This window comes from Amedibacillus sp. YH-ame6, assembly GCF_053848845.1.
In genome coordinates this window covers 1-21,641 of the sequence record NZ_JBSPEZ010000019.1, presented here as the reverse complement: position 1 = coordinate 21,641, position 21,641 = coordinate 1, and the positions used below count along the sequence as shown (strand labels likewise).

The window sequence follows — 21,641 nt, the reverse complement described above, 5'->3', positions numbered from 1 at the left end:
AGTCCATGAACAAAGCCACTTTTCATACCGTTAAGCTTACCTAAAAAGGGAATGACTTATTTGTCATTCCCATCTTGATGAATAATTCCTACTTTAAACCCTTGATTTTCTATTCGTAAATGAATGGTATCTTCTTTGGAAGCATTCCCTTCCAACATCGCTCTTGCGATACAAGTTTCAATATTGCGTTGAATATAGCGTTTCATTGGACGTGCTCCATAAACTGGATCTACACCAAAAGTCGCAATATTTTTAAATACTTCATCATCCACTTGCAAATGAATATCTTTATGCGCAAGACGTGCACTTAATTCATTCATAAATTTATGCGCAATCTTTTCTAACATATCATCGTTTAATGCATTAAACACAATGATTTCATCAATTCGATTGATAAATTCAGGTTTGAAGTACTTTTTAACCTCACTCATATACAAGGCTTCTTTATCTCCCGATTCAAAGGCAAATTGACTTCCTAAATTACTTGTCATAATCAACAATGTATTTTTAAAATCTACTGTAACCCCTTTGGAATCCGTTATACGCCCATCATCTAGTATTTGAAGTAACACATTGAATACATCCGGATGTGCTTTTTCGACTTCGTCAAATAAGATAATAGAGTATGGATTACGACGAACTGCCTCTGATAATTGTCCACCTTCATCATAGCCTACATATCCTGGAGGAGCACCAATCAAACGTGATACACTATGTTTCTCCATATATTCACTCATATCAATACGTACAATATGACTTTCACTATCAAACAATTGTTGTGCTAGGGCTTTTGCGACTTCCGTCTTCCCTACTCCTGTTGGTCCCAAAAACAAGAAACTTCCGATTGGACGATGTTCATCTTGAATTTGTGCCTTACTACGCATGATAGCGTCACTTACAAGTTCCAATGCTTGATCTTGCCCTATCACACGTTTTTGTAGAGAGGCTTTTAACTGTAATAATTTCGTACGTTCACTTTCTACTAAACGCGTTACTTCAACACCTGTCCATCGAGATACAATTTTTGCGATAAGTTCCTCGTTTACTATTTCTTGAATCAAAGCATCCTCTTTTTCTTTGGCGCCTTGTTCCTGTATTAATTTCTCCAAGTGAGGAATTGTTGCATATTGTAGTTTTGCAGCGTCTTCATATCGTGCTTCATTTTGCGCTTGTTCCAAATCTAAACGTGCTCTTTCTAGACGTACTTTTGCATCCTTACTTTCTTCAAGGATTGCTTTTTCATCTTCCCATTTCGTATACAATTCATCTTTTTTTAACTGTAAGCCTTTTAGCTCTTCACTAATTTCATGACATCGTTCTTTAGATTTTTTATCTTCTTCTTTTTTCAATGCAGTTTCCTCGATTTGTAACTGCATGATTCTTCGTTGTAATTCATCTAATTCTTGTGGCATGGATTCCATCTCAACACGCAAAGTAGCACAAGCTTCATCAATTAAATCAATCGCTTTATCAGGTAAAAATCGATCGGTGATATAACGATTGGACATCATCGCAGCTGCCAAGATTGCTTCATCTAGTATTTTTACCCCATGATAGGATTCAAAGCGATCTTTCAAACCACGTAAGATACTAATCGTATCTTCTACTGTAGGTTCTTGTACAAGCACCTTTTGAAAACGACGCTCCAATGCTGCATCTTTTTCAATATATTGGCGATATTCACGGAAGGTGGTCGCTCCTATACAGCGAAGTTCTCCTCTCGCTAACATCGGTTTCAACATATTTCCAGCATCCATACTACCTTCTGTTTTTCCAGCGCCTACAAGATTGTGAATTTCATCGATGAATAAAACGATATTTCCTTGTGCCTGTTTTACTTCTTCTAGAATTGCTTTTAATCGTTCCTCAAATTCTCCACGGTATTTCGCACCCGCTATTAAAGAACCCATATCTAGTTCAATCAACTTTTTATCTTTCAAAGAAGAAGGTACATCCCCCTTCATAATACGCCAAGCAATTCCCTCTACAACAGCCGTCTTACCTACACCCGGTTCTCCAATCAGGACCGGATTATTCTTAGTCTTACGTGATAAAATCTGTATTACACGGCGAATTTCATCATCGCGACCGATAATAGGATCAATCTTTCCATTCTTCACATCTTCAACTAAATCACGTCCATATTTATTTAAGGCTTCCAAATTACTTTCTGCATTTGGAGTATCCATGGTTTTTCCACCTCTGCGCAAGAGTTCTTCTTCTTTACATTTCTTTTCATCCAAATGAAATTCCTTAACGATCTGTTTAGAAATATAGGATTTATTGAAAAGAAGAGCAATAAAAACACTCGCAACACTTAAATATGATTCATGAACGGATTCACTCCATTGTGTGGCTTTTTGAAACGACTGCATCACTTCACTTGAAAATTGTGGATTCACATTCGTAGCACTTGCGACCCTTTCCATTTCTTGGTCAATTAGCTCTAATGCTTTTCCTTTATCTATTTGTAGTCGTTTACACAAACCATCCAATACATCATTTTCTAAAATCGCCTTTACCATCTGTATCGTATCTATCGTTGCATGTTGATAGCTTTTACAGATTTCAACGGCATGCATAATGACTTCCTGTAACTTCTCTGACATTTTTTCAAAGTTCATAACATCACTCCTTTAGCACTCTTATTACTCGATTGCTAAATATATTATAGCACGTCTTTTAGCACTGTCAATACTAGAGTGCTAATTTCTTTTCACTCCTGGCTTTAACCAATCGTATCTTATTATACACTCCCTTCTGATGCTTATTTCAAAGAAAAAAGACGATAGTTCCTATATCGTCTCGTTGATATAAATTATGCAGTATACGCACGATCAAAAGTAATCACTAAATAAAACTGTTTTCCTTTTTTGCTTACTTTTGCCTCTAACGCTCTTTGAATATCCAAGTTCTTCAGTTTTATATGATATGGTACGACCACATCGAATATCATATTGGTATGGGTTTCTCCTGGTACAATACGGAAGTCATGAATGGATAAATCTTGATCAAGTTCCTTAACTGCACTACGCATAAAATCTCTAAGTTCATTTGTCAAAGGATCATCGATTACGATTGGATCCATATGGATTACCATTTCTAATCCCATATTCTCTTTAAAGTCACGTTCCATATTGTCGATCATATCATGAGATTTCAAAATATCAACACGATAATCTACTTCCACATGAACACTAGCAAACAATCGTCTTGGTCCATAATCATGCACAATCAAATCATGCATCCCAAGTACCCCCGGAGTTCCCTCAATTCGTTTCGCAATTTCGCTTACCAATTCTTCCTTAGGAGCTTGTCCTAATATCTCATTTAGAGCATCTCGGATAATCCCATACCCTGCATAGATGATGAAACATGCAACAACCACGCCCATATATCCATCCAAATTGAAATGAATCAAAGGAGAAAGCATAGAAGAAACTAAAACCGCACTCGTTGCCATAACATCAGATATAGAATCAGCAGCCGTTGCTTGCATAATACTAGAATCAATCAGTTTTCCATATTTCTTATTATAGAAATACATCCAAAGCTTAATACCGATGGAAAAGCCTAAAATTGCAATACTCAACCAATGAAACGTAATAGTTTGAGGATGAAGAATCTTATCAAAACTTGTTTTGATAAGCTCTGCCCCTAATATCAAAATCAAACAAGCAACAATCATGGACGCGATACATTCATAACGTGCATGACCAAACGGGTGTTCTTCATCTGCAGGTTTGCTAGAAAGTCGAAAACTTACCAAAGAGATTACAGAGCTCCCAGCATCCGATAAATTGTTAATCGCATCTGCGGTTATCGAGACACTTTGTGCCAATGTTCCCGCTACAAATTTAATAAGACACAACACGATATTGTTTACAATTCCTACGATACTTGCCAAATTTCCATAGGCTTGTCGTACAGCGTCTTTTTCAATTTGATCCTTATGTCGTATGAATTTATGAATTAACCATGCAAACATGTTTCCACCATCTTTCATTAAGGAAAAGTTTAACATAATTTTATCGTTTCGTGAAGAACTTCATAATCTTTTCATCACAACATACAATATAGTGGTGAAGATTATGAAATATATTAAGGATATATTTTTATGTATGATTTTAATTCTAGTTTTATGGTTCGCAAAAGATACCTTACAGTATACAAAGGAAGCTTTAACTTTGTGGTTTGAAAAACTTGTCCCTTCCATGTTTGTAACCCTTGTTTGTATTCGTATCATCTATCATCGCCGTATCTTAGAGTATATTCGCATTCCTTTTATCTCACGCTTATTTCACATTGATCAAGGAACTTTATCGCTCATTTTATGTACTATGTTTTTAGGGTTTCCTAATGGAGCGTTATTTGTCGATGAGGCGTATCATTCGGGTACCTTAGATGAAGCTGGTGCAAAAAGAGTTTTGTATACGTGTAGTTTTGCAGCTCCAGGATTTGTTGTTATGACATGTGGTGCTTTATTGTTTCAAAGTGTTCGTATTGGTGTTTATCTTTTTGTAGCACAAATTTTGAGTGGAATGGTGTTATTGTTGGTAACGAGAAAACACCCTATCTATTCCAATTCCTCTACCTCACCATCCATTCCCTTATCCAAATCTATTACAACCTCCATTTTAGAAAGTGGAAAAGCCCTTTATATGATTGGTGGTTATATGATGTTGTTTATGAGTATTAGTGGAGTTCTGTTGCACTTTCTCCCTAGTTTTTTAGCACTTCCATTGCGTATCATCAGTGAATTTTCAAGTGGAGTTGTACTATTGCAGAAACTTCCCTTATCTACTATAACCCTACAACTACTCACTTGTATGTTGTTAAGTTTTGGAGGACTATGCGTGCATATGCAAGTGAAGTCAATTGCAGAACATATTCCCTTTTCCTATTTCAAATACTTAAGTTATCGTATCGTACAAAGCATACTTTCAATGCTGATTTTTTCCTTATTTCTGTTATAATTAAGAAAAAAAGAAAGAAGGATATTGAATGAAGATTGCTTGGATTGGTACAGGGGTTATGGGAAAAGCTATGTTGTTACATTTGGCAAATGCTGGGCATAGTGTGTGTGCGTATAATCGTACATATGAAAAAGCAATAGACTTAAAAGAGCAAGGAATACAAGTATATGAAACCATAAAAGCTTGTGTTGAGCATGCTGAAGTCGTATTTACTATGGTGGGGTATCCAAAAGATGTATATGAAGTTTATATGGGAGATACTGGAATATTTGCAAATGTGAAAGAAGGTTGTATCTTGGTTGATATGACAACTTCCTCTCCTCAAATGGCATCTACCTTATATGAAGAGGCTAAAAAACGTAATTTATGTATGTTGGATGCTCCTGTATCAGGTGGAGATAGTGGTGCACGTAACGCCACTTTATCTATTATGTGTGGAGGAGAAAAAGAAATATTTGAGAGATGTGTTCCCCTATTCTCTTGCATGGGAAAGAGTTTAAATTATATGGGACCAGCAGGAAATGGTCAACATACAAAAGCTTGTAATCAAATTGCCGTTGCTGGAGCTGTTGCGGCAATGAGTGAAGCCATCGTATATGCAAGAAATGCAGGGCTTTGTGAAAAAGAAATGTTGCAAGCCATCAAAGGTGGAGCTGCTGGAAGTTGGCAAATTGAAAATACAGCTCCTCGTGTCTTAAAGGAAGATTTTGAACCTGGCTTTTATATCAAACATTTTATTAAAGATATGCATATCGTACAGGATGAAATGAAACAAAGAAATATAAATTTTCAAATGTTAAATGCAGTCTGTGAAATGTACGAAAAACTCGCTGAAGATGGCGATGAAAATAACGGTACGCAAGCGTTATTACATTATTATAAATAAATACAGCCCCTACTTAATCATACGGTAGGGGCTTTGTTATATCGCCTGTAAAATCGTGGTAATATGAAGGCTATCTATTTCTAATATATTCATTGCAATTTGAAAAATCTGACGACTTTGCTGTTCGTAGAGTGCATGTATTAAATCTTCACGCAATTGATTCTGTTCATCATTTTCAACAAACATATTTACAAAGATAACCCAGTCTAGAGTTTTATACAATTCATAAAAAATAGTATTTAAACAAGCATTGGTTTTTGAGAATACATACTTTGATAAAGATCCCAATGTTTTTGAAGTAGTTCCTTCCATTTGCTTTGCAATCTCTATCATCTCTTCTTTCGTTGCATCCTTTATAATAGAAGGCATGATAGCTTTACATATAGATACAAAAACTTGCAAAGCATCGTCACATGCGTACAGATTTGCTTTCACTTTTTCATCTTTTAAAATATCATCGCTGCTCATAAAAGTTGTTTTTATAATTCTTGACCCTATTCCATTCACGGTTTCAATCACTTGATAATGACGAAGAATTTCCAATGCTTTTCGAGTTGTACGATCAGATACATCATACTGCTTTGAAAGTGCAGAAATAGATGGTAATACATCTTGTAGGTTGTATGTTTTATCCGCAATACTCACTAAAATATCCAAGGCTACTTTAGCATATAAATATTCTTGATCACGGTTGCATACCCAAACAAAGTGAACACTTTGTTGTGGAGTTAAGTCATGGCACAACTCATCGATATAACGTAATGAATTTACACCATGCATATTTACCATCTTACGAATCATATGCTTTACAATATTGTCTTGTTTTGCTTGTACAAATTTTAACGCGATTTGCGTTGCTTTTCGTATACCATTTACACTACGTTTTAAATTCGTATAAGATTGCCTTTCTGGAATCAATGGTTGATATGCATAAAAAAGTAATGTTGAAAATAAATCTAAGAGTATGGTATTATCACTTGCGTGAAAAATATATAAATAAATATCATACATCCTTTTTATTAACTGTGCTTCATTCTTAATATTATCTAAGGTAAATTCCTTCACCAGTTCTTTCATTTCATCCAATTTCATACCTTTGCTATGAAAACAATCCATAAATAAATCGGGTATTATCAAATCCATAGTTTCATATACATCTTTGGTCATTTCTCGTCCGTCAATCAAGGCTTGACGATACTGAATATTCCCTTGCAAGTCTTCTACATCAAATAAAACACTTGCCTGCACCCCTTTTTGTAGAGATACATAACCATCTTTTTGTAATTCGCTTAATGCACTACGTACAGTATTTCTACCAACATTGTATTGCTTGCATAATTCAGGGAGTATGGGTAATCTCTCATGACACGCATATGTACCATTATAGATACACGTTAAAATCATACGATATACATACATATATAAGTTTTTTTCTCGTTCCATATGGGCACTCCCTTTCTACATGTAAAGTATATCTTTTTTTCAATTAAATCGCAAAAGAAATATCACATTTTTGTTAGAGAAAAAAAGCCTTGCAAATTGCAGGCTCTTATATGCTTAAATTTCGATATCTGTTTTCCACAAACCGTGTAAATTACAATATTCATATACATGAATTTTGCCTTTATAGTCTCCAATAGAGATAGTTGCTTCTGGTTTATCACCTGGATTTAACATTACACGTCCAATGCGATTGTCAAATTCTACAAAGATATTTGTAATATAATGTTCTGGAAGCATAGGATGTTCCATAGAACCTACCTTAACATACAAATTTCCATCTACTACTTCTGCTACAGGCACATGTTTTTCTAGTGCACCATCTGTTGTATTAGCTTTTACTTCTTCCATTGCTTTTCCGCAACACATAATAGGGATATTTTTATCCTCTACCACTTCGACGACATTTCCACAAACTGAACATTTTAATAATTTCATATTTCATTCCTCCTTGTTTTATGGTATTCTTCATAGTAGCTGTTATGCTACTTACTACATACATAGTATAGCATTACCTGAACCTTAAATGATATGCAAATGCTCAAAAATTTATGAGGAATTTATATGAAAATGAAATGGAATCATGATACTTTGGAAATTACGTGTGAACAAACCACCTATAGCGATGATATTTTCGCCTCTTTACACATCAGTAAAAAGACTCGATATGTATATTATCAAGGTGCGTCTGTATACATCAACCATCTATGTATCAAACAAAATACAGAAATACACAAAGGAGATACTCTTTTCTTGCGTTGTCTTTATGAAGAAGATAAAGAAATGATTTCTCCATGTTTTGATGATCTTTCGCTTCTCTATGAAGATGAACTTTTTTTAATCGCAAATAAACCTTCTAACATGCTTGTCCATAGTGATGGCGTAAGTCAAGAGACTACGTTATATGATCTAGTGAAAGGCTATTATTTACTTCATAACATCTTGTGTCCTGTACGAGCAATACATCGTTTAGATAAAGAAACAAGTGGTGCTGTTATATTTTGCAAAATACCTCTTTTACAGCCTTTATTAGATTATATGTTACAAGAAAAGCAGATTGAAAGACGCTACTGTGCTATCTGTAGTGGTACCCTTTTAGGAAAACATCGTCAAGTTTGTAGTCCGATTGGAAGAGATCGTCACCAATCCAATAAAATGCGTATTTCAAAAACAGGAAAAGAAGCAAGGACTGATATTTCCATTATAAAGCGTTATCCGACATACACTCATGTAGAATGTAAGCTACACCAAGGAAGAACTCATCAAATACGAGTACATCTTTCTTCCATAGACCACCCAATCCTACACGATACACTCTATGGTACAGAAGATCCTCACATATCTCGCCTTGCCCTTCATGCACAAGAGGTCGTTTTATTTCATCCTCTCCTACAAAAACAATTGATCATCCATTGTCCAATACCCAACGACATAAAAAGCCTTCTCAAATGAGGAGGCTTTAGTTTAGTATACAGACTTTATTTCTTCCTGCAAGCTTCGCTTTATAGAGGCTGCGATCAGCGCGTTTCATCGCATAGCTATGATCTACATCCGATTTATAGAATACTGCGGCACCAATGGATATTGTAACTTGTAATTTTGTACCATTAAATTCAAATAGAGATTGTTCAATCGTTTTCCGCAAACGATCAATATATCCATAAATGTTTTCTTTTGCAATGCCTCTACAAATCAATAAGAATTCATCTCCACCCCAACGAAACATCATATCATTACTTCGAATTTCTTTACTAATGTGTCCACAAACACTTTTTAATATATAGTCTCCCATATCATGACCATATCGATCATTCACAGTTTTAAATTTATCCACATCAAAGAAGATAATGGTATACGTTTCATCATTGTCAACATAGTTTTTAAAACTCAAATCCAATGTCACATCAGCCATATTTCTATTAAAACACCCCGTTAAGGTATCTTTAGATGCCATGGTTTTTAACATTTCATGTTCTGTGATATCTATCATGATTCCTAACAATAATGCATAATCCCCAAAACCATCATTCACTTCCTTGAAATTCGTTTCAAAAATGAACTCAAATCCTGTCTCTACTTGTTGAATGTGCACAACAGCTTTATCTTGTACATTTTTTTGTTCAACCCATTCCAAAAAAGAATTCATTTCTGGAATACGAATGAGTACATCCAGTTCTTCTAAAGTATACGGTTTTTCTTCTAACCCTAACTTTTCACATAGACTATGATTAGCACTAAATATTTTCCTCTTTACATCAAATTCCCAAATATACATATTTGATAAACTCAACAATTGTTCATATTTTCGTTGTGCTTGTTGTACTTCATCCATCGTACGTTGTATGCTACCAATTACTTTTGTAGTTCCAATCACACGATATTGGTTATTCACTTCCCATGCATGTGCATGGATTTCATATATAGTGGTTTGTTCGCCATGAACATCCATGTATTCAAATGATTCCTCTGTGCTTTCCTTATGAACGATACGACGAAAAGCAGCAACTGCTTTGCAACGATGTTCATCATCCATTCCACTCTGTAACGCACTTAATGATCGCGTTGTTTTTACTTCTTTTTTTGTCGCTTCATCGTACTGAAAAATTTCTACAGCATGGATTATTGGATCATAAATCCAATATCGATTACAACTCATTTGTAACAGCTTTTTGAGAAGTTGTACTTCATCATCCGCATTTCCAATTATTTGTGTATTCTCTGAGTTTGCATCCAATTGATCAAGTAATACTCTTACTTGTTGTAGAATTGCTTTGTTTTGAGCGTCTTTCATCAATTTACACCACCCTTAAAATAATTTATATAACAGAGTGTCATATAAATGTCTCATTTAGTATAGCACATTTTTAGACACTTCCAACATGAAAGTGGTTACTTTAAAAAAATAAAATGACATAATTCGACACGATTATACATGATTTGCATTTTTGAACAGATTATTTATACAAACTAGTAACTACGTGGCTATTCATTTACCAAAGCAATTGAAACGTGTTATAATTTCAACAGATATAAGGAGGATGTTTATATGCCACAAGCAAATCCATTGAAACAAATTGTTAGAAAACAGAAAAAGGGTCAACCAGTTGGAATTTATTCATGTTGTAGTGCAAATGATTACGTAATTGAAGCTGCATTAGCACGTGCAAAACGCGATCATTCATGCGTACTAATCGAAGCAACTGCGAACCAAGTAGACCAAAACGGTGGATACACAGGAATGACACCTATGGATTTCCGTAACTTCGTTATGGAAAAAGCCAAAGCAATCGACTTCGATGAAAGTAGAGTATTCCTTGGTGGAGATCATTTAGGACCACTTACGTTTGCCTCTAACGATGAAGAAGAAGCTATGAAGCTTTCTGAAGAGTTGGTGCGTTGTTATGTTGCAGCTGGTTTTACAAAAATACATATTGATACAAGCATGAAGGTAAACAGCGATGATCCAGAAGTTCGTTTAAGTGATGAAATCATCGCAGCACGTGGTGCTCGTTTAGTTCGTGTATGTGAAGAAACTTTCCAAGAATTATGTAAAACACAACCTGATGCAATACGCCCTGTATACATCGTTGGCAGTGAAGTGCCAATTCCTGGAGGCGCACAAGAAGAAAATGCTGGTATGCAAGTAACACGTGTAGAAGATTTTAAGGCAACTGTTACAGCTTTCGAAAAAGCATTCGCAAATGAAAATCTTCAAGATGTTTGGAACGATGTTATTGCTGTTGTAGTACAGCCTGGTGTAGAAGAAAAAGATGCTGGTTGTACAGAATATGATCGTGAAAAAGCAAAAGATTTAATGGCAAGTATCAAAGACTTCCCTAATCTTGTATTTGAAGGACATTCTACAGATTATCAAACAAAATACAAACTGCGTGAATTAGTAGAAGATGGCGTAGGAATCTTAAAAGTTGGTCCTGGATTAACCTATGGAATGCGTGAAGCATTATTCTCCTTATCTTACATAGAAGAAATGATGATGCACGGAAGTAATAAACCAACATCAAACTTTGTGAACGTGCTAGAAGAAGCAATGTTAGCAGAACCTAAAAACTGGGCAAAACACTATCATGGAAATGATCAGGAACAATGGTTCAAACGTAAATTCTCATTCTCCGATCGTTCTCGTTACTATATGCCAAATCCAAATGTTGTTGCAGCGAAAGAATTATTAATCAAAAACCTTCGTGAGACAGGTATTTCACTTGCGGCCCTTTCTCAGTTTATGCCTATTCAGTACACTAGAGTACGTGAAGGTATCATTGAAAACGATCCTGAAGCATTGATTCGTGATCGTATCGAAAATACAATTGATGAATATTGCTTCGCTTCTCATCAAGACGAATTATTTAACTAATATATAAAAAGAAGATTGCCATGATCTTCTTTTTATATAGGGTTTATTTCCACGTTTTATAAGTTTCTTCCATGCGGCGTAAAGCTTCTTGTAAGATTGCTTTTTGAGTACCTACATTCAAACGTACCCATCCATATCCATCTTTTACAAAATAGCTACCAACGACCATTGATACATTTGCTTTGATGAAGAAGTTCCTCATCTCATCTTCATCTTTAAATACTTCACGCATATCAATCCACGCTAAGAAAGAAGAGTCAGCTTTCATAACCTTTGCGTTTGGCATATGTTGCGCAAACCATGCATATAAAATTTCAAAGTTTTCATAAATGTACTGAGATAATTCATCTAACCAATCTTCTGATTCATTGTAAGCTGCAACGATTGCAGGTATTGCAAATACGTGTGGACTAGTTACATAAACACGTTGTAGATACTTCCATAAACGTTCCCGTATATCATTGTTTTCTATCATAACATAGGAAGATTTTAAACCACCTAAGTTGAATCCTTTGTTAGGTGATACACACATAATGGAATGATGGATGCTTTCTGGATCTGCCTTCCATAACGTAGTGAATGCCTCTTTATTGAATAATACATCACGATGAATTTCATCACACACCAACAATACGTTATGTTTGATACAAAGTTGTGATACTTTTTGCAATTCTTCTTTTGTCCAAATTCGTCCACTTGGATTTTGAGGAGAACAAAAGATAAACAATTTTACTTGTTCTTCAATCATTTGTTTTTCCATCGTTTCAAAGTCTAAATAATAACGCATATTTTCTAGTTTTAAGGAATTGCATACAAGACGACAATCACCACGTTCTACTGCTTCCGCAAATGGATCGTAGGCAGGTGTATTGATCATGACAGCATCCCCTGGTTGACAGAAACATTGCACAATATAATGTAATGTTCCACACGTTCCAAAGGTCAATTTCACCCATTCTTTTTCAATATCCACATGATAGCGACGTTTGTTCCAATGAATCAATGCATCATAGTATTCATCATATGTATACGTATATCCATAGTCACCCAATTCTGCACGTTCTACCATCGCTTTTTTGATAGCCGGAGCACATTCAAAATCTAAATCAGCTAAGTCCATTGGAATCGCGTCTTCATTCAATCCAAATTTATTCTTTAGGATGCCATTATCCCATTTTCTACACTTTGATAATTTGCGATTGATTTGATGATCGAAATCATACTTCATATGATTTCACCTCCAAACAAATTAATTCTTTTGGGGTATGATTTAAAGCAACCCCTTTTCCATTTACAATAAGTACATCATCTTCGATACGTACTCCACCAACACCTGGTACATAAATACCCGGTTCACAAGACATAATCATCCCATTTTCTAGTACGGTATCACTAACTTGATTTAGTATAGGAAGTTCTCCATCTCCCATACCCATACCATGTCCAAGTCCGTGTGTGAAGTATTCACCATACCCTGCATCGCTAATAATTCCACGTACATGCGCATCTACTTCTTTTCCAGTAACACCTGCTTTGATAAAGTCTACTCCAGCACATTGTGCTTTTAAGACGATATCATAAATTTCTTTTACTTTTGGATCTGGTGTACCAATACAAATGGTACGTGTCATATCGGATTGATAGCCTTGGTATGTAATCCCAAAATCAATGGTGATAAATTCATGTTCTTGGAAGGTTTTATCCGTTGGACGACCATGTGGCATAGAACCTCTTGTACCACTAGCGACAATGGTATCAAATGCCATTGCACTTGCGCCATTTTTGATCGCTAGATATTGTAATAATGCAGATAATTCATATTCTTTCATCCCCACTTTTACCGTTGATATAGCTTCCATAAAGATACGATCTGTAATCTCACATGCCTTTTTAACAAGAGCGATTTCTTCTTCATCTTTTATTTTTCTAGCAACTTCTAATTCGTTTTCTAATAATACAAGTTGAAAACCAATTTCGTTTAGTTTTACATATTCTTTTACTAAGGTTTGTGATGCCTCGATTGCCAGCTTTCCGTTAGCACCAATGATGTTCTTGATTTCTGCTAGATTGCTGCTTCCTTGTTGGAAAACAATATTTTCAAATCCAGTTGTTGAAGCTTGTGCTTCATTCATATAGCGACCATCCATGATTTGATATACCTGTTCTTTCGTAACCAAAACACTAACTCCACTACCCACTAATGCGCCTAAATAACGTTTGTTGGATTTGCTTTTCACAAGGATGGCATCCACTTCTTTATCGATGAGAATCTGACGTACTGCCTGTATTCTATTTTCTTTCATAATCTTACCTCACATATAGAAGCACTCTGAACCTATCAGAGTGCTTTATTTTTTTATTTAGAAATCCAGATCCATATCATTCAAGAGAGCATCATCATCACTTGAGAAGATATTCTTAACTGGTCCATTAGCGTTTGGTGCAGCACCTTCACCTTCGGCCGCGATACGTGCTTCTTCTTCACGTAATTCCTGACGTTCCATAATCTTAAAGAACGGCCAGTATAACAGAATTGCTAGTACTAATTGTAATCCATTCCAAATTAGAATTTTCCAATCACCATTCGTTAAGAATGCCTCTAGGAATACCCCTACATATGGAGGATCGAATACTGGTTTTGCTAACCAACCATAATGCATCGCAAACATTGGAAGTGTACCGATGATGGCTCCACCAAATACGAATGGAATGAACATGATTGGGTTTAGAATAATTGGTGCACCAAATAGAATCGGTTCATTGATACCGAATAAAGATGGGAATAATGATACTTTACCAATCTTTTTATAACGCTGAGATTTTGACATCATACAAGCAACAACACAACCAATCGTAATACCAGCTCCTGTAAATCCAAAGAATGCACTGGATGTACCTGCTGTATAGAAGTGTGGAATTGGCTGATGAGCTGCATTAGCAGCGATGTTTTCAGCGATGAATGTTAACATAATTGGACGAGTGATTGGTCCAAATACAGAAGAGTGAATACCAAAGAAGAAAATCAAACAAATACAGAAGTTTAAGAATAACACACTCCAAGGATTGTCCATAGAACCAACAAGTGGAGATAAGAACTGTGTTAAAATCTGTGGAGGAAGTACTCCAAATACCTCAATTGATGCCCAACGAATAAGGATAAATACAGCTGCGACAAGAATGGTTGTTGGAATCAATTCGAATGATTTCGAAACGAAATCAGGAACACCCTCAGGCATACGGATCGTTAAGTTTTTCACTTTACAGAAGCGATATACTTCAACAGCAAGCATACCTACTAACATTGCACAGAACAAACCTTTTGCTCCAAAGTTTGAAATAGAAATACCACCTTCTACATTTTCTGCCGCAACGAATAAGAATGCGAATGTAGATAATGTAATACAACCTGGAATGTATAACTTATAGTGATTCCCCAAATTATAAGCGATACACATAACCACGTATACACTCATCATTCCAATCGATAACGTAACAGGTAATCCTAGCAATTCTTCATTGGCAATGATGAAATCACACATTGGTCCAAAGAAGTTACGTACTCCCTCTGCTGGAATCTTTTCAATCATGTTTGGTAAAGCTGGAATGATTGCGAAGAAACTACCTAGAATTGTAAATGGTGTCATCGCAACCATAGATGCCTTTACGGCACTTAAATGTCTTTGTTTATCTACTTTATGCGCTAATGGCATTAAGTACTTGTTCATAAAACCTTCAAATATAGCGAACATAATGCTCTCCTCTCATATACTATTCTTTTATTTTGCGTTTTGTAATTGATGTTTCTTGTATGTTACTAAAGCAAGTTTTAATACAGTAGCTCCATCCATTGAACCATATACATCTTTATCGATTACCGTATATGGAATGTTTTTTGGTTCACAGATAGCTGCAATGAAATCTGTTTTGTGAGATACTTGTGGTCCAACCAATACGATATCCCAGTTATCGATTTCTGATTCTAATGAATCTGCAGGAATAGCAGTGAAATCGAAATCTTCTTCCTTCAATTTTTCACTATCCTTAATTACCTTTTTCATGTTTTGCATCAACATATTTGTGGAGAATCCTCCAGCACAGCATAATAAGATTTTCATTTTATTTTCCTCCTTCTTTTGCTTCAAATACTTCTACTAATGCTTCTATCACATCACGAGCTAGCTGCGCAGTCATGTAATGATCTTGTGCATGTACCATCAACAGACTAATTGGTGTCTTATCTGCATCAGGATCCATTTCAGATTGAATCAATTTTGTTTGAATCTTGTGTGCTTCTAAATCGATTTTACGAGATTCTTCTAAAAGCTCTTTTGCCCCAGCATAATCGCCTTCTTTTACTTTCTTTAATGCTGCAAAAGCTTTTCCCTTACTGTCCCCAGCGGTTGATATAATACCAACGATTTGCATTTCTAACTCTGTCATTTTCCTTTTCCTCCTAGAAATTGAATGCTATCTTCATATGTTTTATCATCGAAATTTTTGATAATTTCTACAAAAATTTCAATGGCATCCTCGATGTCTTGTTTATGTGCAATAGAAAATGCACAATGTCCATAACGTACTGGCAAACAACTTACAACGGTTGGTTTTCCATCACGACTCTTATGAACTTCTCCTCCATCCGTTCCTCCAGCATTGAACATATCCAACTGTAATGGTTTATGTAATTTCTTTGCTGTATCACGAACTAAAGATACTAGTTTTCGATTTGGTGCAAGTGTACGATCGAAATTTGTTTGCATCATACCCTTTCCAATCTGACGTTGATTGGTATGATTTCGTACAAACTCATCATTGAAACAAGCAACATCAATTGGGAATACGACATCTGGATTTACTTTGTATACTGCTGTTTTTGCACCACGTATTCCAACTTCTTCACTTGATGTACCTACCATATAAACTGTATTTGGATGATCGATGTCTTTTAAACGTTTTAAGACTTCTCCAAAGATGTAACACCCTAAGCGATCATCGAATGCTTTTCCAGTTACAATGCCTTGTATATCCATCTCTTCAAAGGAAGTTGTATAGGTTACCATATCTCCTACCTGAATTCCTAAATCGTATACTTCCTGTGCGCTTTGAGCACCTAAATCTACATACATTTTCTCTGCACGTCCATCCACATAAGACGATTGAATGATTCCATGAATTTTTTTACCATCTTCTGTTGTGATACGTACCCGTTGCATGAACTGTGCGAGTGGTTTTACTCCCCCGACGCTCATTAACATAACTTGCCCTTGTTCACTAATGCTACGAACAATAAAGCCAACTTCATCAATATGTGCACAAATCATAATCTTAGGACCTTTGTTTCCTTTTTTGAAAATGATACTTCCCATATTGTCACTATCTACTTCATCTGCATAATCACGCAATTCATTAAGTAATACATCACGTACTTCTTGTTCATTGGACGCAATTCCATCCGCATTGGATAATGCTTCTAAAAATTTTATATTCATAAGTTCCTCCTTTAAAAGTCTAACTTACTTATATTCTTCATAAAGTCTTCATAAGATGAAGAATTACGAATCTTATCAACGAGTCGTTCATCCTGCATTACTTCAAAGAGAACTCTCGATATATTTTGATGTATTTCCAAGTTCCCCTTTTGCAAGTTTACTAAGAAGATAACTTTCACTACCTTGTTTTCTTCTTTTAAATCGTGTTTCACGATTCCTACAGCCAACATATTATGATCAGAACACATTTCAATTGGATGTGGAATCGCAATTCCATTGCTATACACCGTAGACAATACGTCTTCTCTTTGCAATACATATTCGCTATACCCTGCTTGTGCATAACCATTCAACACTAGCGAAGATGACATAGTTTTGATAATCTCTTTATAACTTCCTTCATCTAACATCCAGAAAGCATCTTTGCGAAATAAAGAATGAAAGGTATCTAACTTCAGTTCTTTCTTCCTTTCAATGCCACAGAATTCAAACATATGTTTTATTTTTTGAATATCTTCATCATTTAGCAATTCTTTAATGAGTACCACTGGGACATTGAAGCTATCTTGAAGTTCTTTTATGGTGAAGATGATATCTGGTGAATATCGATGTAAATCTTCCATTTCCATGAAAGAGAACGTAGCGACATCGGCATCGCTAAATAAGGATTCGATTTTTAATTTGATGAGGAAGGCACTTCCTCCTCCAGAGGAACAAACAATAGCAATTTTATTAAAAGAGCGAAGTTTATTGCGATATTCTTTTTCCATATGCGCTGCGAAATGCGTAGCGATAAATCCAATTTCATCTTGTGTAGCCTTTACTTTGTAACGACTCTCTAGCATATTTGCGAACTTAATGGAGATATTAAATATCTCTGGATATTTTGCGCTAATCTCTTGTACCAAAGGATTATCGAAAGAAATACTTTGATGCAAACGATCCACCAATAAGGATACATGGGCAAACAAACTTTGTATAAAATCACGATCTTTTAGAAATGCAGTTTCATATTGTGCATCCGCTTCTTCTAAGAATTTCAAGATATCTTCTTTTAATTCATCATCATAATTTAAGGTCACTGTTTTAGGTTTGGTTTTCATACGCAAGTATTCTGCGATATCCGCAACTTCCCCACGATTGATATCAAGACTACTAATACGTTCTATTTCCTCTTTTAAACTCATGGCAATATCAATATATTGCGAATTATTAAGGGATACTTGTTCATCATTTACAAATCCATTTTTACATAACGCAATTGTAATTTTTAAATAACGATCCAGTTTCATCATCTCTGCGTAATTGGTACTAAGATCATAAGTACGTAATAGTTCAATCAATTTCTTATCGATCAACTTCATTTTTTCTTTATCAATAAGTTCATCGATTTTTTCTTCCACATAGTCATCTTGATCCATCAAGTCCATCAATAAGGCTTTGCGGTTATGATAATCGCCTTCTACACAGATTCCAAAATGTGCTTTGCGATTCAAACATAATTCATATTGTGCTAATCGCTCTTCTACTTTGTTCATATCGAGTTTGATCATGGATCTACTAATTTGTAAGTCATCTGCTAAATCATCTTGTTTTTGATAAGATGGTTGTGATAACAATCGAGTCAAAATCACAAGGATTCGATCTTTGATAGGACTTGTTTGAATATCTTCATCTTGTAGAAAATCAAGCAACTTTTCTTTATCTACAATTTTTAAATAATATCCTTCTTTACGCTTCAATAATATTTCAAATCCATTTTTCTTTGAGATTTGGGTTAAATACTTTATATCATTACTAATGGTTCTCGCACTTACTTGATAACGTTGTGCTAAGTAATCCAAGCTACAATATGCTTTGCTATCCATTAAATCTCTTACAATATTCTTTTCTCTCATAGTTCCTCCTTTCTGTCTATGTGTAAGCGTTAACAGCTTTACATGGACAGTATACCTTGATATTGAAAAATCGAAAAGATTAACAATTTCCATTAAAACATGAAATCATTATCTATATATTTGACATGATTGTATGTACTGCATTCGCAACAATAGATTAGAAAAAGGATACAAAGAGTATCCTTCCTCTAATCTATTCAAATTGAAATCCTTGTTTTATTGCATATAATGCATATGCTTTTAAGAAAGCGTCGGGAAACATTGCACATAACAATTCTGTTTCGCGACTTTGATCACTGGTTGCTTTTGTTACATAATGGTAAATGTAACTTAACAATCCTTGAGAAGATTCTCCTTTTAAGCTTTCCAATGATTCTTTAATAACAAGTTTACTATGTTCATCTCGATGAAAAGTAGTAACGTTATGATCTGCGATTTGTAAGACTTCTTCAACGAGTTCATTGAAGTTTCTTATTTCTAAATCATCAATTTCAAAATCAAACGCGATACGCTCTATTAGTGCTAAAAACGGATGTTCATAGGTTTGATAATCTTCCAACGCATGTTTGATTTCATGATCTACCACTTTCTTCGTTAGTAGTTTCATTTTATCTCTAACCAAAATAACATCTATGTTAAAGAATGCATCTTCCATCTTATCTTCAAAATCTGAAATACATTCTGTTTCCGTAAGAGGAAATGTATAAATGTATCCCCAATATTTACCAAACGCTTTCATCGCATCTTGATACCCTAATTTCATATTGCGCTCAATGCGATCTTTTTCAAACAATAGAAAGCTTCCTAATGGTACATAAGGTTCAATATAAATCGTATCTGGTTGTGGTTTGTGTACTTGATATTTTCCAATACTCTTCAAATCCACCGCAACAATTTCTTCAGCACCCATAGCACGTGCCAATTCAATTGGTACATTATCATGGTATCCACCATCAATGAATTTTTCATCGTTGATGATTTTCATAGGAAATGCTGGGAAACAAGAAGCACTTGCGATAATATAATCTACTACATCTGTTTCACTCATATCTTTTTTTAACATAGGTTGTGCACAGTGTTTTGAAAAATTAACAGTCATACAACCATAATCCAATTTGCTTTCAAAAAACTTCTTAGGATTGTACATATTTTTTACAATTTCTACAAACGGAGATATATCTGCCCCTTTATGATGCAGATAACTTGATAAAAAATCGATATACTTTCCTTTTTGTGACATGATAAGTTCGATATCCATATCCATATTTACACCATTGACCATGACATCCTCTACACTTAAATGTTCCCATAACTGAAGTGCTTTTTCATAATCATTTTGTACAACAAGCACTCCAATAAGTGCACCAATACTTGTACCAGTGACAATATCAAACTTCATGTCCAATTCATTTAAAGCTTTCCAAACACCTATTTCATAGGCCCCCTTGCTACCGCCGCCCCCTAGTACCAATGCCTTTTTCATACGTCTTCCTCCATATCACATAAGGTTAATGAACTTGTTGTAATCGCAGACATACCACTTTGAAGGCAAGTAGCCACATCTTCTTTGGTTTTGATAAGACCACCTGCAATCAGTGGTACATCACAATACTTTTGCATCATAGCTTTCGCATTAGGAATAATTCCAGGGAGTATTTCTACATAATCTGGTTTTAATGTTTCTGCCAACTGTGCACTCTTTAGTAAAGAGCGAGAATCGATAAGAAACACCCTTAAAATAGAAACCGCATGATTCGCTTTTGCGGCTTCGATTGCTTTAGGTTTTGTAGATATAATTCCATCTGCTCGTAACTTTTGACACATATATTGTGTTCCAAAGGTATCATTTTGGACTCCTTTAATCAAGTCCATGTGTACAATCCCCTTTTTATCATGTGCATGTAATTTCATAAAGAGTTCTTCCATAAAGTTGATATGAAAATCCATAAGAATACACCAACAATGTTTTCCAACTAAGAACTTTTCAAATGTTTTCCAATCCGATATCACAGGGATTATCTTTTGATCAATCAAGTTATTTCCTCATTTCCATTGATCTAGAAGCTAGTAAATCCGCACCACTGTCTGCGATATTTTTCACAAGAATATCACCTACTTGAATAGGAGCTTTCACCTCTAGTGTTTTGCATACATTCATTATATCAAAAATTTTACTTTTTGGGATATTTTGTGAACTAATAACTGGTAATAATGGATGTAAACCATCATGAATTCTTACGGTAGTGGTAATCATTCGCATAGGACAGCTTAATTCGCTAATCGCAAATGCTTTTCCTCTTGGACAAGTATTCCCCGTAACAGAAACAACTTCTTCATTATCAAGCTCAATTTCTAAATGACAACTCATCGGACATACGATGCAATCAAGTTCTTTTCTCATAATTTCCTCCATTCCTCCGCGCTTCGCACGCGGGCACAAATATTTTATGAAACTACTACAATTCCAAGTGCTGTTATGCTACCATATAAGAGAGGTAGTATACTACAGAGCACGTGGAG

General features: G+C 35.2%; 19 protein-coding genes. 4 read left to right on the top strand and 15 right to left on the bottom strand.

Annotation, left to right across the window (positions count from 1 at the left end; all coding sequences use genetic code 11):
• Positions 1-56: 56 nt before the first annotated feature.
• Complete coding sequence (locus tag ACWG0P_RS11895) at positions 57-2,624, bottom strand: ATP-dependent Clp protease ATP-binding subunit (RefSeq protein WP_455801896.1); 2,568 nt, start codon at positions 2,622-2,624, stop codon at positions 57-59.
• Positions 2,625-2,818: 194 nt separating this feature from the next.
• Positions 2,819-4,024: a cation diffusion facilitator family transporter gene (locus ACWG0P_RS11890; protein ID WP_455801895.1), complete on the bottom strand. Its 1,206-nt coding sequence runs from the start codon at positions 4,022-4,024 to the stop codon at positions 2,819-2,821.
• Between the two features lie 67 nt (positions 4,025-4,091).
• Here ACWG0P_RS11890 and ACWG0P_RS11885 point away from each other — a divergent pair, with 67 nt between their 5' ends.
• Both ACWG0P_RS11885 and ACWG0P_RS11880 read left to right on the top strand, forming a co-directional pair.
• Complete coding sequence (locus tag ACWG0P_RS11885) at positions 4,092-4,976, top strand: hypothetical protein (RefSeq protein ID WP_455801894.1); 885 nt, start codon at positions 4,092-4,094, stop codon at positions 4,974-4,976.
• Positions 4,977-5,004: 28 nt separating this feature from the next.
• Complete coding sequence (locus ACWG0P_RS11880; RefSeq protein WP_455801893.1) at positions 5,005-5,862, top strand: NAD(P)-dependent oxidoreductase; 858 nt, start codon at positions 5,005-5,007, stop codon at positions 5,860-5,862.
• 36 nt (positions 5,863-5,898) lie between these two features.
• On the opposite strand, the gene ACWG0P_RS11875 is transcribed toward ACWG0P_RS11880, so the two are convergent.
• Positions 5,899-7,305, bottom strand: a complete 1,407-nt coding sequence (locus tag ACWG0P_RS11875) for a GntR family transcriptional regulator (RefSeq protein WP_455801892.1) — start codon at positions 7,303-7,305, stop codon at positions 5,899-5,901.
• Between the two features lie 114 nt (positions 7,306-7,419).
• Positions 7,420-7,800, bottom strand: a complete 381-nt coding sequence (locus tag ACWG0P_RS11870; RefSeq protein WP_455801891.1) for a desulfoferrodoxin family protein — start codon at positions 7,798-7,800, stop codon at positions 7,420-7,422.
• A 126-nt stretch (positions 7,801-7,926) separates the two neighbouring features.
• Here ACWG0P_RS11870 and ACWG0P_RS11865 point away from each other — a divergent pair, with 126 nt between their 5' ends.
• Positions 7,927-8,814, top strand: coding sequence for an RluA family pseudouridine synthase (locus tag ACWG0P_RS11865; protein WP_455801890.1), 888 nt, complete (start codon positions 7,927-7,929; stop codon positions 8,812-8,814).
• A 7-nt stretch (positions 8,815-8,821) separates the two neighbouring features.
• Here the strand turns inward: ACWG0P_RS11865 and ACWG0P_RS11860 are convergent, their stop codons facing one another.
• A complete protein-coding gene (locus ACWG0P_RS11860; protein ID WP_455801889.1) occupies positions 8,822-10,153 on the bottom strand; it encodes a diguanylate cyclase in 1,332 nt (443 codons plus the stop codon).
• 255 nt (positions 10,154-10,408) lie between these two features.
• Between ACWG0P_RS11860 and ACWG0P_RS11855 the strand changes: the two genes are divergently transcribed.
• A complete protein-coding gene (locus ACWG0P_RS11855; protein ID WP_455801888.1) occupies positions 10,409-11,734 on the top strand; it encodes a class II D-tagatose-bisphosphate aldolase, non-catalytic subunit in 1,326 nt (441 codons plus the stop codon).
• 43 nt (positions 11,735-11,777) lie between these two features.
• On the opposite strand, the gene ACWG0P_RS11850 is transcribed toward ACWG0P_RS11855, so the two are convergent.
• The 10 genes from ACWG0P_RS11850 to ACWG0P_RS11805 form a co-directional block, all read right to left on the bottom strand.
• Complete coding sequence (locus ACWG0P_RS11850; protein ID WP_455801887.1) at positions 11,778-12,962, bottom strand: MalY/PatB family protein; 1,185 nt, start codon at positions 12,960-12,962, stop codon at positions 11,778-11,780.
• Positions 12,952-14,037 (bottom strand): aminopeptidase P family protein, encoded by a 1,086-nt coding sequence (locus tag ACWG0P_RS11845; RefSeq protein WP_455801886.1) that lies wholly within the window; start codon positions 14,035-14,037, stop codon positions 12,952-12,954. The genes ACWG0P_RS11850 and ACWG0P_RS11845 overlap by 11 nt, the downstream gene beginning before the upstream one ends.
• A 57-nt stretch (positions 14,038-14,094) precedes the next feature.
• The gene (locus tag ACWG0P_RS11840; protein ID WP_455801885.1) at positions 14,095-15,483 is read right to left on the bottom strand and encodes a PTS sugar transporter subunit IIC; all 1,389 of its coding nucleotides are present in this window, start codon (positions 15,481-15,483) and stop codon (positions 14,095-14,097) included.
• Between the two features lie 27 nt (positions 15,484-15,510).
• Positions 15,511-15,849 carry a PTS sugar transporter subunit IIB gene (locus ACWG0P_RS11835; RefSeq protein ID WP_455789478.1) on the bottom strand — a complete coding sequence of 113 codons (339 nt, stop codon included), beginning with the start codon at positions 15,847-15,849 and terminating at the stop codon, positions 15,511-15,513.
• 1 nt (position 15,850) lies between these two features.
• Positions 15,851-16,174 (bottom strand): PTS lactose/cellobiose transporter subunit IIA, encoded by a 324-nt coding sequence (locus ACWG0P_RS11830; RefSeq protein ID WP_455789479.1) that lies wholly within the window; start codon positions 16,172-16,174, stop codon positions 15,851-15,853.
• The gene (gene ypdE, locus ACWG0P_RS11825) at positions 16,171-17,223 is read right to left on the bottom strand and encodes an aminopeptidase (RefSeq protein ID WP_455801884.1); all 1,053 of its coding nucleotides are present in this window, start codon (positions 17,221-17,223) and stop codon (positions 16,171-16,173) included. The genes ACWG0P_RS11830 and ypdE overlap by 4 nt, the downstream gene beginning before the upstream one ends.
• Positions 17,224-17,234: 11 nt before the next feature.
• Positions 17,235-19,121: a BglG family transcription antiterminator gene (locus ACWG0P_RS11820; protein WP_455801883.1), complete on the bottom strand. Its 1,887-nt coding sequence runs from the start codon at positions 19,119-19,121 to the stop codon at positions 17,235-17,237.
• 193 nt (positions 19,122-19,314) lie between these two features.
• Positions 19,315-20,604, bottom strand: a complete 1,290-nt coding sequence (locus tag ACWG0P_RS11815) for a patatin-like phospholipase family protein (protein WP_455801882.1) — start codon at positions 20,602-20,604, stop codon at positions 19,315-19,317.
• A complete protein-coding gene (locus tag ACWG0P_RS11810) occupies positions 20,601-21,155 on the bottom strand; it encodes a glycerol-3-phosphate responsive antiterminator (protein WP_455789485.1) in 555 nt (184 codons plus the stop codon). The genes ACWG0P_RS11815 and ACWG0P_RS11810 overlap by 4 nt, the downstream gene beginning before the upstream one ends.
• A 1-nt stretch (position 21,156) precedes the next feature.
• Positions 21,157-21,522 (bottom strand): DUF1667 domain-containing protein, encoded by a 366-nt coding sequence (locus ACWG0P_RS11805; RefSeq protein WP_455789486.1) that lies wholly within the window; start codon positions 21,520-21,522, stop codon positions 21,157-21,159.
• Positions 21,523-21,641: the final 119 nt, after the last annotated feature.

Coding starts and splice junctions, on each gene's coding strand:
- ACWG0P_RS11895 (WP_455801896.1), bottom strand. CDS start 2,624: ATGAACTTTGAAAAAATGTCAGAGAAGTTACAGGAAGTCATTATGCAT.
- ACWG0P_RS11890 (WP_455801895.1), bottom strand. CDS start 4,024: ATGTTAAACTTTTCCTTAATGAAAGATGGTGGAAACATGTTTGCATGG.
- ACWG0P_RS11885 (WP_455801894.1), top strand. CDS start 4,092: ATGAAATATATTAAGGATATATTTTTATGTATGATTTTAATTCTAGTT.
- ACWG0P_RS11880 (WP_455801893.1), top strand. CDS start 5,005: ATGAAGATTGCTTGGATTGGTACAGGGGTTATGGGAAAAGCTATGTTG.
- ACWG0P_RS11875 (WP_455801892.1), bottom strand. CDS start 7,305: ATGGAACGAGAAAAAAACTTATATATGTATGTATATCGTATGATTTTA.
- ACWG0P_RS11870 (WP_455801891.1), bottom strand. CDS start 7,800: ATGAAATTATTAAAATGTTCAGTTTGTGGAAATGTCGTCGAAGTGGTA.
- ACWG0P_RS11865 (WP_455801890.1), top strand. CDS start 7,927: ATGAAAATGAAATGGAATCATGATACTTTGGAAATTACGTGTGAACAA.
- ACWG0P_RS11860 (WP_455801889.1), bottom strand. CDS start 10,153: ATGAAAGACGCTCAAAACAAAGCAATTCTACAACAAGTAAGAGTATTA.
- ACWG0P_RS11855 (WP_455801888.1), top strand. CDS start 10,409: ATGCCACAAGCAAATCCATTGAAACAAATTGTTAGAAAACAGAAAAAG.
- ACWG0P_RS11850 (WP_455801887.1), bottom strand. CDS start 12,962: ATGAAGTATGATTTCGATCATCAAATCAATCGCAAATTATCAAAGTGT.
- ACWG0P_RS11845 (WP_455801886.1), bottom strand. CDS start 14,037: ATGAAAGAAAATAGAATACAGGCAGTACGTCAGATTCTCATCGATAAA.
- ACWG0P_RS11840 (WP_455801885.1), bottom strand. CDS start 15,483: ATGTTCGCTATATTTGAAGGTTTTATGAACAAGTACTTAATGCCATTA.
- ACWG0P_RS11835 (WP_455789478.1), bottom strand. CDS start 15,849: ATGAAAATCTTATTATGCTGTGCTGGAGGATTCTCCACAAATATGTTG.
- ACWG0P_RS11830 (WP_455789479.1), bottom strand. CDS start 16,174: ATGACAGAGTTAGAAATGCAAATCGTTGGTATTATATCAACCGCTGGG.
- ypdE (WP_455801884.1), bottom strand. CDS start 17,223: ATGAATATAAAATTTTTAGAAGCATTATCCAATGCGGATGGAATTGCG.
- ACWG0P_RS11820 (WP_455801883.1), bottom strand. CDS start 19,121: ATGAGAGAAAAGAATATTGTAAGAGATTTAATGGATAGCAAAGCATAT.
- ACWG0P_RS11815 (WP_455801882.1), bottom strand. CDS start 20,604: ATGAAAAAGGCATTGGTACTAGGGGGCGGCGGTAGCAAGGGGGCCTAT.
- ACWG0P_RS11805 (WP_455789486.1), bottom strand. CDS start 21,522: ATGAGAAAAGAACTTGATTGCATCGTATGTCCGATGAGTTGTCATTTA.